A 14149-nucleotide genomic window follows, 5' to 3' on the forward strand; every position below is an offset into this window, starting at 1 on the left:
GCCGCCGGCCTGCGTCAGTGCAGGCGCTCGGCCCAGCCGGGCAGCGGATCGCCCTGCGGCGTGCTCAGGGCGCACACGCCTCCCACTGGCTCGGAGGTCGCGCGGATGCGGCGCCGCACCGCCGACGGAGGGGTGTCCTGGACGCCCTGGCCGCGCCAGTTTTGCGCCATGGACTCGACCACCAGGGGCAGTTCGCGCACCTTGAGGAATTGGCCGCGCAGCCAGCGCGCGTCGTTGCCATTGCGCAGGATCTCGTCGCGCAGGGTTTGCAGCATGTCGCCGGTGCCCAGTTCTTCGGCCACCGGCGCCAAGCGGTCGAACAGCGCGCGCAGGTGGTCCACCAGCCGCACGCGCTGCCCGTCCGGCGTGACGTAGCTGCCGTGCAGGCCGAAACGGCAGGCCTGGAAATGGTTGCTGCGATAGGCCAGCCAGGCCTGCTGGCTGGGTTCGGGGTCGCGCGCCACCTGCACCGCCAGCGCCTGCGCGAAGGCAGCCAGCTGGCAGGCCCGCTCGACGGTCAGCGGGGTGTCGCAGACCCGGATCTCGACCGTGCCGTACTCGGGCTTGGGCCGGATGTCCCAGTACAGGTCCTTGATGCTCTCGGCCAGGCCGCTGGCGCGCAGCTGGGCCAGGTGGGCCTCGAAGCGGTACCAGTCGGTCACGTCGGCGGGCATGTGGCCGGCCAGCGGGAAGCTGTTGACCGCATTGAGGCGGCAGCACGAAAACAGGGTGTCCACGCCTTCGCAATAGGGCGAGGCGGCCGACAGGGCGATGAAATGCGGAACATACGGCGACAGCCCGCGCACCATGCGCACCGCCGCGTCGCCGGAGGGCACGCCCAGGTGGATATGCTGGCCGAACACCGTGAACTGGCGCGCCAGGTAGCCGTACATCTCGGCCAGGTACTGGAAGCGCGGCGTATCGGAAATGGCGCGGTCCTGCCAACGCATGAAGGGGTGGGCGCCACCGCCCGTGACGCCAACGCCGACCGCGTCGGCGGCTTCGCAAAGGACATCGCGCATTTCGCGCATTTCGGCCAGCAAGCCGGCCGGGTGCTCGTGCACCGAGGAATTCAGCTCGATCATCGATCGGGTGATTTCGGGTTTGACCCGATCGGCGATGGGATGGTTGGCCAACTGGGCCAACAACTCGTCAGACGCGGCAGCCAAGTCAAAGCTGCGGGGATCGACCAACTGCAATTCGAGCTCGATACCCAAGGTGTTGGGGGCTGACGAAACGAAGGGGATCTGTTCCATCTCCGACTCCTTGCGTGTTCTTTCGATTGAGGGAACGCGCCATTCGGCTTTGAAGCCCGGAAACTGCCCGGGGAGCACTCGACGGCGTCTTATGAAGGCATGATAGCCGCAACTTTGTGGCAAGAAGATTGAAATTCGTGACATTTATGCGCAACATCATGAATCGGAGATTTTTTACCTGTGACAATGATGTGAGCAACCACTCACACTCAAGTATTGGCGCGGATGAGCGGGCAGCGAGGTACGCAAAGGGCCGCGTAGCGCGGCCCTCGGGGGGTCAGGGGAAACCCGGATCAAGGGTTTTCCCTTAGATAAAACGGGCGTTACCAAACGCCCGGCAGGTAACCACTATTTGAATGGCGTGGCGTCGCCTCCCCCGTATACGCTGCCGCCGTAGCCCCCCTCCACTTCGATCTTCACGCTGGCCGGGTCGACGGTGGACTGTCCGCCCTTGTAGTGCATGACCATGCCGGGAAACAGCATGACGGCGGCCACCATGAACAGCTGGATCACGATGAACGGCACCGAGCCCCAGTAGATCTGGCCGGTGGTCACCGGCTGGATGACCTTGCCGGTGATCTTGTCCTTGTAGGCGTCCTTGGGCGCGACCGAGCGCAGGTAGAACAGCGCGAAGCCGAACGGCGGGTGCATGAACGAGGTCTGCATGTTCACCGCCAGGATGATCCCGAACCAGATCAGGTCGATGCCCATCTTGTCGGCCACCGGGCCGAGCAGCGGCACGATGATGAACGCCAGCTCGAAGAAGTCCAGGAAGAACGCCAGCACGAAGGTCAGCACGCTGACCACGATCAGGAACCCCCACTCCCCGCCCGGCAGCCCGATCAGCAGGTGCTCGACCCACAGATCGCCGTTGACCCCGCGGAAGGTCAGCCCGAACACCGTCGAGCCCACCAGGATGAACACCACGAAGCACGACAGCTTGGTGGTCGTGTCCATCGCCTGCTTGAGCAGCTCCAGCGTCAGGCGCCGGCGGATCAGCGCCATGATGATCGCCCCCACCGCCCCCATCGCCCCGCCCTCGGTGGGCGTGGCCACGCCGATGAAGATCGTGCCCAGCACCAGGAAAATCAGGAACAGCGGCGGGATCATCACGAAGGTCACCCGCTCGGCCAGCGCCGAGAGCATCTTCAGGCGAAACACCTTGTTGGCGATCGCGATCACGAACGCCGTCAGCCCCCACAGCAGCAGGCTCACCACCACCTGCTCGTCGACCGGCGCCGTGTCGTTCTCCAGCCACTGCCCCAGCACATAGGCCGACAGCGAGGAAATCAGCATCAGCACCAGCAGCGAACGCCCCCCGCGCGAGCCGTTGGGCTCGCGAAACCTGCGCGCCTCCTCGGGCAGCGCCGGCGCCGCCGAGGGCTTGACCAGCGAGACGACCACCACATAGGCGATGTACAGCCCCGCCAGCACGAACCCCGGCACCATCGCCGCACGGTACATGTCCCCGATCGAGCGCCCCAGCTGGTCGGCCAGGATGATCAGCACCAGCGAGGGCGGAATGATCTGCGACAGCGTGCCCGAGGCCGCGATCACCCCGCTGGCCAGCCGCCTGTCATACCCGTAGCGCAGCATGATCGGCAGCGAAATCAACCCCATCGAAATCACCGAGGCCGACACCACCCCGGTGGTCGCCGCCAGCATCGCGCCCACGAACACCACCGCGATCGCCAGCCCCCCGCGCAACGGACCGAACACCTGGCCGATCGTCTCGAGCAGGTCCTCGGCCATGCCCGATCGCTCCAGCACCAGCCCCATCAGGGTAAAAAACGGCACCGCCAGCAGCGTGTCGTTGGAAATAATGCCGAACACCCGCTGCGGCAGGGCCTGGAACAGCGCCGGGCTGAGCAGGTCCAGCTCGATGCCCACCAGACCATACAGAATCCCGTTGGCCGCCAGCGCGAACGCCACCGGAAAACCCAGCAGCAAAAACAGCACCAGCGTCGCGAACATGATCGGCGCCAGATTGGCTATCAGAAACTCCATGATCAGCGGCCTTCGTGGTTATTACGTTGTTCTTGCACGCTCGCCTCGCGCTCCAGCGCTTCGCGGGCAATCTCCTCGGCCAACAGCTCCTCGGCGCTCTTGCTGCCCTCGCGCGCGGTCGGGTCCGGACACTGCCCGCGCAAGAACCCGATGCACTTGATCAGGTGCGACAGCCCCGCCAGCACCAGCAGCGCAAACCCCACCGGAATCAACAGCTTGACCGGCCAGCGGATCAGCCCACCAGAGTTCGACGACTGCTCGCCGCTCAGGTACGAATCCATGAACACCGGCCACGACAGAACCATGATCAGGATGCACGCCGGCAGCAGAAAAAACACCACCCCGAAGATCTCGATCCAGATCTGCTTGTGGCGCGGCAGCCGCGAGGACAGAATGTCCACCCGCACGTGCTCGTTCTTCAGCAGCGTGTAGCCCGCGGTCAGCAGGAACATCGCGCCGAACATGTACCACTGCAGTTCCAGCCAGGCGTTCGAACTGCTATGAAACACCTTGCGCACCACGGCGTTGCCGGCGCTGACCAGCACCACCAGCAAGGTGATCCATGTCACGGCCCGGCCGACCCGCAGGTTCAGCGCGTCTATGCCGCGCGATAAGGCGAGTAATGCCCGCATGTATTCCCCGATATGAATATGTAGGTATGGAAAGCCGGCTCAATGGCCTTCGACGGGCGTGCGCCACGGCGTGGCCTTGCGCTCGAACCACACCAGCAGCGCGAACAGGGCCATGCCCATGACCGCCAGCACCGTCAGGGCCGCGAACACGCGCACGGTGTCGAAGGTGCCTTGCGCGCTCATGATCACGTAGCCCAGCCCGCGCTGCGAGGAAACGAACTCGCCGACGATGGCGCCCACCAGCGCCAGCGACACGGCGACCTTCATGCCGGTCACGATGGACGGCAGGGCGCCAGGCAGGCGTACCTTGAAGAAGAAATCGCGCCGCGACCCCTTGAGCACGCGGCCCAGGTCCAGCACGTCCTGCGGCACCGACTTCAGGCCGTGCACGGTGTCGACGATGACGGCGAACACGGCGATCAGGAAGGCGATGGCGATCTTGGGCTCGGCGCCGGTGCCCAGCCAGATGACAAAGAGCGGCGCGATCGCCACCTTGGGCACGCTGTTGAGCGCCACGATCAGCGGATACAGGAAGCTCTCGCACCAGCGCGAACTGACCAGCATCACGGCGATCAGCACGCCGCCCACCACCGCGACCGCGAAGCCGGCCACGGTGGTCATCAGCGTGTACCAGGCCTGGTCGGCGTACCAGCGCCATTCCGCGGCCAGCTCCAGCGCTATCTGCGAAGGCAGCGGCAGCATGATGGGGCGCACCTCCAGCGCCCGCCCCAGCCCTTCCCACAACAGCAGGAACACCGCCAGCGATACGGCGCCCGCTGCCGCATGCAGGCATTTGCGACCCGTGGCTGTCATGGCGCACGCCCTCCCTCGTCGATCAGGCCCATCTGCTCGAACAGGCCGCGTATATGGCGCACATAGCGGCCGAACTCGGCCGTCTCGCGCACCGCCAGCGGCCGCGGGCGCGGCAGGTCGATGCGGATGGTCTCGAGCACCCGTCCGGGACGCGGCGAGAACACCATCACTTCGTCGCCCAGGAACACCGCCTCGGCGATGCCGTGCGTGACGAACATCACGGTGTTGCGCGTTTCCATCCAGATGCGCTGCAGTTCCACATTCATCTGGTCGCGCGTCAGGGCGTCCAGCGCGCCGAACGGCTCGTCCATCAGCAGCAGCGCCGGGTCGTCGACCAGCGCGCGGCAGATGGCGGCGCGCTGGCGCATGCCGCCGGACAGCTCGCGTGGATAGTTGTCGGCGAACGCCGCCAGGCCCGTCAGCCGCAGCAGCGCGTCGACCTTGTCGCGGTAGCGCGCCACCGGCTTGCCGGCGAATTCCACCGGCAGCAGGATGTTGCGGCGAATGTTGCGCCATTCAAGCAGGGCGTCGCGCTGGAACACCATGCCTATGCCGTCCGGCGGCCCCTTGACGGGCTGGCCGGCCACGCGCAGTTCGCCCTCGCTGATCGTCTCCAGGCCGGCCACGCAGCGCAGGAAGGTACTTTTGCCGCAACCGCTGGGGCCAAGAATGCTCACGAAACGGCCGGCCGGCACATCGACCGAAATGGTTTCCAGCGCCTGCACGCCGCGTTCGCCGGGGTACTTCTTGCGCACCCCGGCCGCGCTGACAGCCGCCACGCTCACGGTTTCACCAGCGCGTCGTAGCGTTGCGGCCGGACCAGGTCCGGCACGTAGAAATCGGCCGCCTTGGCGTCGGCTCGCACCAGGCCCACCGAGGACAGCGTCCTGACCGCCTGCTCCCAGTCGGCCGGCAACGGCGCGCCCACGCGCTGGCCGGCCGCCAGGCCGAAGTAGCCGCGCAAGGCATCGATCTGGCCGCGCAACACCGCGCGGTCCAGACGCGCCTGCGGCCGCTGCGCCAGGATGGCTGACACGGCCTCGTCCTCGTGGCCGGCGTAGATGTATTCCCAGGCGCGCGCGCTGACGCTGGCAAAGCGCCCGATGGCCTCGCCGCGCTCGCGCAGCTTGTCTTCGCTGGCGAACAGCCCGAAGCTGGGCATGTCCAGGCCGAAGTCGGCAAAGCGCACGGCCCGCGACGGGCGGTTCTGCGATACCACGGGCAGGAAGAACGGAATGGTCGAGAATGCCGCGTCGGCACGGCCCACCGCATAGGTGGAGGCCTTGCTGGCGGCATCGACGTTGATCAGCTCCAGATCGCTTTTCTTCAGCTTGCCGCGCGCCAGGAACGCGTCGATGAACGGCGCTTCGAGCGAGCCTGCGGTGTAGGCCACCTTGCGTCCCTTGAGCTGCTCCGGCCCGGCGATGCCGGAATCGGCCGGCACCAGCAGGCCGATGTCGCTGTGGCGCGCGAACACGGCCACCGCCTTGACCGGCAGGCCCTTGTCGCGCGCGATCATCATGGACGCCAGGGCGGCGTGCCCCAGGTCGAAGCGGTCGCTGCCGCCCACGATCTGCACCGTCGTGACCGAACCGTTGCCGTCCTCCAGCGTGACGTCCAGGCCCGCCTGCTTGTACCAGCCCTTCTGCTGCGCCAGGTGGAAAGCCGCCTGCACGCCCCAGGGCGTCCAGTCCAGCCGCACCCGCAACGGCTCCGGCGCCTGCGCGCCGGCCGTGCCCGCCGCCGCCAGCAGGGCGATACCGCCCATGGCCCGGCGCCACCACTTCCCGATTGCCTTCTGCATCTCCATCCCCCTGGAATCGCGCGCGACGCCGGCGCGCCGTTCAGCCGCCGCGGCCGAACCAGCGCTTGACCCGCATCCACAACACGCTGAAGAACATCGCCACCGGGTTGAACTGCGCCTGCGGCAACGCCTCGCCGCCAGGCTGGCGCAGGCGCGCCGTCACGTTCTTGCCGAAATCGGCGATCATGCGCCGCACGAAATCCTGCACCAGGCCCGAGCGCGAGAACTGCGCCAGCGGCCCCTGCAGGGCGTACTGCAGATCCACCTTGACGCGCGTCTCATTCTCGGACACCGCCTCGACCTGGTAGGCAATATCGCCGGTGGCGCGCGACTGGCTCAGCGAATCCTGGCCGGCGCCGCGAAAAACCGCGCGCATGGCCGCTTCGTCGCGCTCCAGGCGAGCGGCGCCGTTGAACGCGGCAGCCATGGGGCCGAACTTGATGGCGATCTTGCCCTTGACGCGCTGGCCGTCGGTCTCCTCGATGACCGCGCCCGGCAGGCAGGCCGCCACGGCCGGCAGGTCCACCATGAAGGCCCACACCTCGGCCGCGGGAAACGGCACGGTGAACGCGTCGACGATCTGGTTGCCCTTGCCGCTGGCCGGACTGGCGGCCGCGGCCGGCCGTGGCGCCGCCTGGGCCGCCGCCGGCGCGCTGGGCGTGAAAGGCTGGAAAGCGATGGGCTGCTCGCCGCGCGGCGCCGGCAGGCGCCCGTCGGCCGCGGCCGCGCGCAAGGCCTGCACGGCCGCGTCGGGTTGCTCGCGCAGGTCGCGCAGCACCGACATCACGGCGCCCACGATGCCCATGTAGCCGGTACAGCGGCACAGGTTGCCCGACAGTTCCACGCGCACGCGCGCTTCGTCGGCATCGGGCAGGCGCAACACGATGTCGCGCGACGTCGTCAGCATGCCCGGGGTGCAATAGCCGCATTGCAGCGCATGGTACTTGGTGAAGGCGGCGCGCAGGCGCGCCATGACCGGATCGCCGTCATAGCCTTCGATGGTGGTCACCTGGCGGCCTTCGCACGCCACCGCATAGGTGATGCACGAACGGACCGGCTGGCCGTCGACCAGCACGGTACAGGCGCCGCATACGCCATGCTCGCAGCCCAGGTGGGTGCCCGTCAGGCGCGCCTGGTCGCGCAGAAAATCGCCCAGGTGCATGCGCGGCGGCGCCTCGTGGGCCACCTGCCTGCCGTTGACTTCCAACGTTACTTGAACCATCGTCATTCCTGTACGCCCAGCGCCTGCTTCAGGCAGCGCGCCACGGCGGTTGCATGCAATTTGCGATGCAGGGCATCCTTGCCGGGCATGGCCTGCGCCACCGCTTCATCGATCCGCTCGGCCTGCAGCGCGGCCGCGCCCTGGCGCGCCACGGCGTCGGCCAGCCCCGGCAGCAGGCAGGGCGCGCCGTCGAGCGCGCCCACCGCGATGCGTGCCACCCGCCGCGCGGGCTCGAACCAGGCCGCGCAACTGGCCTCGGCGAACTCGCCGGTCTTGCGGCAGAACTTGTAGTAGCCCCAGCGCGCGCCATCGGTCATGGCCGGTACGTGCACCGCGGCGATCAATTCGCCCTCGCCCACCACCGTGGTGTAGGCGCCCTGCATGAAGGATTCGGCCGGCACCATGCGCTCGCCGTCCACGCCGGCGATCTCGATGTCGGCGCCCAGCGCCACCATGGTCAGCACCCAGTCGGCCGCCGGATCGGCGTGCGCCAGGCTGCCGCCGACCGTGCCGCGGTTGCGGATGGCGCGATAGGCGATGCCCGTCGCCACCTGCTGCAAGGCCGAGCCGCGCAGCGCCGCATGCACGCCGTCCTCGATCTCGGCGTGGGTGACCGCGGCCCCCACGCGCACCCGGCCGCCGCGCTCGCCAACCTCGCGCAGCGCCGGCACCCCCGAGATGTCGATCACCACCGGTGGACGCGCCAGGCGCAGATTCAGCATCGGGCCCAGCGACTGTCCGCCGGCCATCAGCTTGGCGCGGCCGTCGTGCTGCAGCAGCCACTGCAGCGCCTGCTGCGTCGACTCGGCGCGGAAATATTCGAACTGCGCCGCTTTCATGCTGCCTCCCCGGCGCCTTGCGCAATGGCCTGCAGCACGCGGATCGGCGTCAGCGGGGTGCGCGACAGCTCGGCGGCGCCCAGGCCGCGCAGCGCATCGTTGACTGCGTTGAACAGCACCGCGGGCGGCGCGATCGCACCGCCCTCGCCCATGCCCTTGGCGCCGAATTCCGTATGCGGCGACGGCGTCTCGAAATGGTACAGGCGCATGTTGGGCACCTCGGTCGGGCCGGGCAGCATATAGTCGGCCAGCGTCGAGGCCAGCGGCTGGCCATTGGCGTCGTAGGGCGTCTCTTCGTAGAACGCGGTGCCGATGCCCTGCGCGATGCCGCCTATGGTCTGGCCTTCCACGACCATGGGGTTGATCATGGTGCCGCAATCCTCGACGACCACGTAATCCAGTATCTCGACCGCGCCGGTGTCCGGGTCCACCGCCACCACGGCGGCGTGGCTGGCGTAGGTGAAGCAGCCGGTGTCGACCTTGGGCTTGTAGCCCACGTTCACTTCCAGGCCCGCCGGGTCCACGTCGGGCGGCAGCAATTGCGGCCGCAGGTACCAGGCGTCGGCAACGTCGCCGGTGGCGACCGATTTCTCGCCGGCCCGGTAGATGCCGTCCTGCAGCGTCACCGCGTCGTCGGCCACGCCCAGCATGTGCGCGGCGATGTGCCGCATGCGCGGCAGCAGGCGCTTGCATGCCTGCGACACCGCGCCGCCGGACATGACCAGCGAGCGCGATGCGTAGGTGCCGGTGGAGAACGGCGTCTGGCCGGTATCGCCATGCAGCACCTTGATGCGCGCCACGTCGATGCCGAGAATCTCATGGGCGATCTGGGCGAAGGTGGTTTCCATGCCCTGGCCGTGCGAATGCACGCCCACGCGCACTTCCAGCCCGCCATCGGGCGTCACGCGCACCGTCGCCTGGTCGAAGCCCGGAATCACGGGCGTGCCCCAGGCGGCGAATACCGAGGTGCCGTGCGCGGCCTGCTCGGTATAGGTGGCCACGCCCACGCCGATGCGCCGGCCGTCGGCCTCGCCGCGGGCCTGGCGGGTCCGCACGCCGTCGATGTCTATCATCTCCAGCGCCTTGCGCAGGCTGGCCGGGTAGTCGCCGCTGTCGAAGTGCTTGTTGGTCACATTGACGTAAGGCATCTGCTCGGGTTGCACCAGGTTCTCCAGGCGCACTTCCCAAGGCTCGCGGCCCACTTCGCGCGCCACGGCGTCCATCGTCAGCTCGATGGCGAAGCACACGCCGGTACGCGCCACGCCGCGATATGGCACGAAGCCGGGCTTGTTGGTGGCCACGCAGCGCGTCTCGCAGCGGTAGCCGCGAAAGCCATAGGGCCCGGGCAGGTTGCCGACCGCCTGGCCAGGCTCGAGCCCGATGGTGAAGGGCCACACCGAATAGGCGCCGCCGTCTATCGTGATCCGGGCGTCCAGCGCCAGCAGCTTGCCGCGCTTGTCCGCATAGGCGGTCATTTCGTAATGGTGTTCGCGCGAATTGGCGCCGGCCGTCAGGTGTTCACGACGGTCCTCGATGAAGCGAAACGGGCGCTTGTAGGTCTTGGCCAGCCAGGCCACACAGAGCTCTTCCTGCTGCAGCACGCACTTGTAGCCGAACGCGCCGCCCACGTCGGGCGACACCACCCGCACACGGCCCTGTTCGAGGTCCAGGCACTGGGCCAGCACGCTGCGTATCATGTGCGGCACTTGCGTGGCGCTGATCACCACCAGCTGGTCGGCCTGGTGGTCCCAGTAGGCCAGCACCGCCTTGCCTTCCATGGGAACCATGCATTGCCGCGCCAGGTCGATCTTGCGCTTGACCACCACCTCGGCGCGCGCGGCATGTTCGTCGAAGTCGCGGTCGGCGTTCAAGGTGACGAACACGTTGTCGCGCCAGTGCTCGTGCACCAGGTCCGACGTGGCCTGCTGCGCGCTGGCCACGTCGGCATAGACCGGCAGGTCGTCATAATCGACTTCCACCAGCTCGGCATGGTCTTCCGCCTCGGCGCGCGTCGGCGCAAACGTCATGGCCACCGGCTCGCCGACGAAGCGCACCTTGCCGCTGGCCAGCGGCGGCTGAACCGAGGGCTGGTAGGTCGGCAGGGTCGAATCGGCCGCGATATCGCGCGCATCGCCCATCATCGAGCGCAGCACGACCTTGTCGCGCACGCTCTCGGGCACCCGTACATCGGTAATGCGCGCATGCGCCAGCGGACTGCGCAGGAATGCCACCTCGCACAGCCCGGGCATGGCCATGTCGGCCACGAAGTTGCCCTTGCCATGCAAATGGCGCGCGTCCTCCTTGCGGGGAACGCGCGCCCCGACTCCTTGCCGTGAACCGGCGCCAACCTCGGCGCCGGTATGTTCTGTCGTCATGACTGCCCTTTGAAACTGAATGACGTCGATTACTTGGCCTGCGCCCGCGCCACGGCCGCGAAGGTGTAGTTGTCCAACGCGTTCTCGGCGACGCGGAACCAGCCCGCCTCGTCTTCCTGGAATTTCTTCCAGCCGGGATAAATGGCCTTGAAGTCGGGATTCTTTTCCGACAGCTCGGTCCACAGTTGCTGTGATGCCTTGTATACCGCGTCCATGACTTCCTTGGGGAAGAAACTGACCTTGGCGCCGCCGGCGATCAGCTTGCGCAGCGCCAGGGGATTGCGGGCGTCGTAGTTCGCCAGCATTCTCATGCTCTGCTCGCCACAGGCGGCCTCGAACGCCGCCTGGTAGGCCGGCGGCAGCGCTTCCCAGGCCTTGTCGTTGACCATGGAGGTGATCGAGGCGCTGCCTTCGAACCAGCCCGGCGAGTAGTAGTAGGGCGCCACCTTGTTGAAGCCCAGCTTTTCATCGTCGTACGGCCCGATCCACTCGGCCGCGTCGATGGTGCCCTTCTCCAGCGCGGGGTAGATGTCGCCCGGCGGAATCTGTTGCGGCACCACGCCCAGCTTGGACAGCACCATGCCGCCGATGCCGCCGATACGCATGTTCAGGCCATTGAGATCGGCGGTGGACTTGATTTCCTTGCGATACCAGCCGCCCATCTGCACACCCACGTTGCCACAGACGTGGTTGACGATGTTGTATTTCTTATACAGCTCGCGCAGCTGCTGCAACCCCCCGCCGTAGTGGATCCAGGCGTTGTGCTGGCGCGCGTTCAGGCCGAACGACAGGCCGGTATCGAACGTCAGCGCCGTGTTCTTGCCGATGTACATCGTGCTCAGCACATGGTTGCATTCCACGGTGCCGTTGCTGACCGCGTCCATGTTCTGCGCGGAAGGAACCAGTTCACCGCCGGGAAATGCGCGGATCTCGAACTTGCCGTCGGTCAGCTGGCCGACGCGCTTGCACAGCTCGTCGGCCGAGCCGTAGATCGTGTCCAGGCTCTTGGGCCAGCTGGTCGACATGCGCCAGCGGACGGTCGGGTTGGCCTGCGCCATGGCGGGCATGCCCACCGCGGCCAGGCCGGCGCCGGCAGCGCCGGCGGCTTGTGCGAGAAAACGGCGTCGTTGCATGACTTGCTCCTGAGCTGTCGAATCGAATGCGAATATCTGCTTGTCTGGACACGGCCGGCCGTGTCCGGGGAATCCCGGCCGCCGGCGCGCCGGGTGGTACCGCCAACTGCATCCGGGAGCTGAAGCCCGGTTTGGAACGACTTGCCCGCATGCCCGCTTCGGCCGCCTGAAACGCACCGAAAAAAAGTAAGTATGCTGACGTTTTATTCAGCATACTGATAGTGTTTTTGAGTGTCAACGAGGTTTTCCCCGGTGTTCCTGCCAGGCTCGCGTCCGCGTTTTCGCGGGCCGGTGCGCCGAGCGGCAAGTCCAGCAATGGCGCGGCTTGGCGCGCGATCGGCGCGCGCCCGCCGGGGCGGGCCGGCCAGCCCCGCGGCCGGGTGGCGCGACCAGGGAAATCCCTAGGATAAATTTCCGTTTTATAGGAAGTACACTGCGCATACTTACTCAGCACACTGAACATTTAGCCATGAACTGGATCAAGATCGCGACTACCGACCAACTCGAGGACGACGAGGTCATGCCTGTTACCGCCGGCGAGGCGAAATTGGCCCTGTATCGCAGCGAAGGCGAATACTTCGCTTCGGACAATGTCTGTACCCACGCCTATGCCCTGCTGTCCGACGGCTATCTGGAGGATGGCTGCATCGAATGCCCGCTGCACCAGGCCAGGTTCGACATCAAGACCGGCAAGGCCATGTGCGCGCCGGCGACGGCCGACATCCGCATCTATCCGCTCAAGATCGAGAACGACGACATCTACGTCGATCTGCAAGCCTGATCATGGACGAGATCCAATCCATCGTGATCGTGGGCGCGGGCCAGGCCGGCGCGGTCGCCGCGGCCAGCCTGCGGCAGCTGGGCTATCGCGGCGGACTGACCCTGATCGGCCAGGAGGCCCACCCGCCCTACGAACGCCCGCCGCTGTCCAAGGCGGTCTTGCAGGGCACGGCCACGCATGCCGAGGCCGCCGTGCACCCCGCCGGCTTCTATGCCGAGAACGACATCGCGCTGCTTACCGAGACGGCGGTCGCCGCACTCGATCCGATCGCGCGCACGGTGCGGCTGGCCGACGGGCGCACGCTGCCATACGACCGCTGCCTGCTGGCCACCGGCGGCCATGCGCGCGAATTGCCGGCCCTGCCGCGCGGACGCGCCGGCGTGCACTATATCCGCACGCTGAATGACGCCCTGGACCTGCGCGCGGCGCTGCGCCCGGGCGTGCGCGCGGCCGTCATCGGCGGTGGCTTTCTGGGCTTGGAAGTGGCCTCCACCGCCCGCGAGCTGGGCGCCGAGGTCACGGTAATCGAAAACGGGTCCCGCCTGCTCGAGCGCGCCCTGCCGGCCATCGTGTCGGACTGGCTGGCCGAACGCGTGCGCGCCAGCGGCGTCGACCTGCGCCTGGGCGGCGCGATCGCCGCCATCGGCGACGGCCCGCCCTATGCCATCACCCTGGCCGACGGCACGCAGGTGAACGCCGACCTGATCGTGGTCAGTATCGGCCTGGCGCCCGAGGTCACGCTGGCGCGGCAGGCCGGCCTGCCGCTGGACGACAACGGCGGGATTTGCGTCGACGCGCAGGCGCGCACGGCCGACCCCCATGTCTATGCGGCCGGAGACTGCGCCAGCCAGCCGCGCGCCTGCCTGGGCACGGCCGCGCGCTTCGAATCGTGGCAGAACGCCAACGAACAGGCGCGCGCGGCGGCCGCGGCCATGCTGGGCCTGGCGCCCGCCGCCGAACCCTATCCGTGGTTCTGGACCGACCAGTACGGCTGCAACATCCAGATCCTGGGCTTGCCGCAACCCGGCCTGCGCTATGTATGCCGCCCGCAAACGGACCCGCAGGCCGCGCCGCGTGTGCTGTGGATCGGCTTGCGCGATGGCGTGCCCTGCCATGGCATCGCCGTCAACGCGGGCGGCGACCTGCGCCAGCTGCGGGTGCTGTTCGAACGCGGCATCCCCGTCGATCCGCACCGCCTGGCCGATCCGGCCGAAGCGCTCAAACCCCTGGTCAAGGCCTGGCAGGCCGCCGTCGCCGTGGCCTGACCGCACTCGATAACGCCCACAC

Annotated in this window: 12 protein-coding genes; 2 read left to right on the plus strand and 10 right to left on the minus strand. The window is 67.7% G+C overall.

What is annotated here, in order from left to right:
• Positions 1-14 precede the first annotated feature (14 nt).
• The 10 genes from EL288_RS22750 to EL288_RS22795 form a co-directional block, all read right to left on the minus strand.
• On the minus strand, positions 15-1256 hold the full coding sequence (locus EL288_RS22750; RefSeq protein ID WP_003807407.1) for a YbdK family carboxylate-amine ligase: 1242 nt from the start codon (positions 1254-1256) through the stop codon (positions 15-17).
• A 348-nt stretch (positions 1257-1604) separates the two neighbouring features.
• Entirely contained in the window at positions 1605-3263 is a 1659-nt protein-coding gene (locus EL288_RS22755; RefSeq protein WP_003807404.1) for a TRAP transporter large permease, read from the minus strand.
• 2 nt (positions 3264-3265) lie between these two features.
• On the minus strand, positions 3266-3895 hold the full coding sequence (locus tag EL288_RS22760) for a TRAP transporter small permease subunit (protein ID WP_033458136.1): 630 nt from the start codon (positions 3893-3895) through the stop codon (positions 3266-3268).
• Between the two features lie 39 nt (positions 3896-3934).
• Positions 3935-4708, minus strand: a complete 774-nt coding sequence (locus EL288_RS22765) for an ABC transporter permease (RefSeq protein WP_003807400.1) — start codon at positions 4706-4708, stop codon at positions 3935-3937.
• Positions 4705-5493, minus strand: coding sequence for an ABC transporter ATP-binding protein (locus EL288_RS22770; RefSeq protein WP_003807399.1), 789 nt, complete (start codon positions 5491-5493; stop codon positions 4705-4707). Before EL288_RS22770 ends, EL288_RS22765 begins: the two co-directional genes overlap by 4 nt.
• Positions 5490-6518, minus strand: a complete 1029-nt coding sequence (locus EL288_RS22775) for an ABC transporter substrate-binding protein (protein ID WP_033459513.1) — start codon at positions 6516-6518, stop codon at positions 5490-5492. The genes EL288_RS22770 and EL288_RS22775 overlap by 4 nt, the downstream gene beginning before the upstream one ends.
• A 34-nt stretch (positions 6519-6552) precedes the next feature.
• Positions 6553-7740, minus strand: coding sequence for a xanthine dehydrogenase family Fe-S subunit (locus tag EL288_RS22780; RefSeq protein ID WP_003807395.1), 1188 nt, complete (start codon positions 7738-7740; stop codon positions 6553-6555).
• Positions 7737-8573 (minus strand): FAD binding domain-containing protein, encoded by an 837-nt coding sequence (locus tag EL288_RS22785; protein ID WP_010925753.1) that lies wholly within the window; start codon positions 8571-8573, stop codon positions 7737-7739. Before EL288_RS22785 ends, EL288_RS22780 begins: the two co-directional genes overlap by 4 nt.
• On the minus strand, positions 8570-10948 hold the full coding sequence (locus EL288_RS22790) for a xanthine dehydrogenase family protein molybdopterin-binding subunit (RefSeq protein ID WP_015064687.1): 2379 nt from the start codon (positions 10946-10948) through the stop codon (positions 8570-8572). Before EL288_RS22790 ends, EL288_RS22785 begins: the two co-directional genes overlap by 4 nt.
• Before the next feature lie 29 nt (positions 10949-10977).
• Positions 10978-12081 carry a TRAP transporter substrate-binding protein gene (locus EL288_RS22795; protein WP_003807390.1) on the minus strand — a complete coding sequence of 368 codons (1104 nt, stop codon included), beginning with the start codon at positions 12079-12081 and terminating at the stop codon, positions 10978-10980.
• A gap of 469 nt (positions 12082-12550) precedes the next feature.
• Here EL288_RS22795 and EL288_RS22800 point away from each other — a divergent pair, with 469 nt between their 5' ends.
• Together EL288_RS22800 and EL288_RS22805 are read left to right on the plus strand one after the other, a co-directional pair.
• Positions 12551-12862: a non-heme iron oxygenase ferredoxin subunit gene (locus EL288_RS22800; RefSeq protein ID WP_003807389.1), complete on the plus strand. Its 312-nt coding sequence runs from the start codon at positions 12551-12553 to the stop codon at positions 12860-12862.
• Positions 12863-12864: 2 nt separating this feature from the next.
• Entirely contained in the window at positions 12865-14127 is a 1263-nt protein-coding gene (locus tag EL288_RS22805; RefSeq protein ID WP_010925751.1) for an NAD(P)/FAD-dependent oxidoreductase, read from the plus strand.
• Positions 14128-14149 lie beyond the last annotated feature (22 nt).

This window comes from Bordetella bronchiseptica, from assembly GCF_900636925.1.
Lineage (GTDB): Bacteria > Pseudomonadota > Gammaproteobacteria > Burkholderiales > Burkholderiaceae_B > Bordetella > Bordetella pertussis.

Coding starts and splice junctions, on each gene's coding strand:
- EL288_RS22760 (WP_033458136.1), bottom strand. CDS start 3,895: ATGCGGGCATTACTCGCCTTATCGCGCGGCATAGACGCGCTGAACCTG.
- EL288_RS22780 (WP_003807395.1), bottom strand. CDS start 7,740: ATGACGATGGTTCAAGTAACGTTGGAAGTCAACGGCAGGCAGGTGGCC.
- EL288_RS22790 (WP_015064687.1), bottom strand. CDS start 10,948: ATGACGACAGAACATACCGGCGCCGAGGTTGGCGCCGGTTCACGGCAA.
- EL288_RS22805 (WP_010925751.1), top strand. CDS start 12,865: ATGGACGAGATCCAATCCATCGTGATCGTGGGCGCGGGCCAGGCCGGC.
- EL288_RS22750 (WP_003807407.1), bottom strand. CDS start 1,256: ATGGAACAGATCCCCTTCGTTTCGTCAGCCCCCAACACCTTGGGTATC.
- EL288_RS22800 (WP_003807389.1), top strand. CDS start 12,551: ATGAACTGGATCAAGATCGCGACTACCGACCAACTCGAGGACGACGAG.
- EL288_RS22755 (WP_003807404.1), bottom strand. CDS start 3,263: ATGGAGTTTCTGATAGCCAATCTGGCGCCGATCATGTTCGCGACGCTG.
- EL288_RS22775 (WP_033459513.1), bottom strand. CDS start 6,518: ATGGAGATGCAGAAGGCAATCGGGAAGTGGTGGCGCCGGGCCATGGGC.
- EL288_RS22795 (WP_003807390.1), bottom strand. CDS start 12,081: ATGCAACGACGCCGTTTTCTCGCACAAGCCGCCGGCGCTGCCGGCGCC.
- EL288_RS22785 (WP_010925753.1), bottom strand. CDS start 8,573: ATGAAAGCGGCGCAGTTCGAATATTTCCGCGCCGAGTCGACGCAGCAG.
- EL288_RS22765 (WP_003807400.1), bottom strand. CDS start 4,708: ATGACAGCCACGGGTCGCAAATGCCTGCATGCGGCAGCGGGCGCCGTA.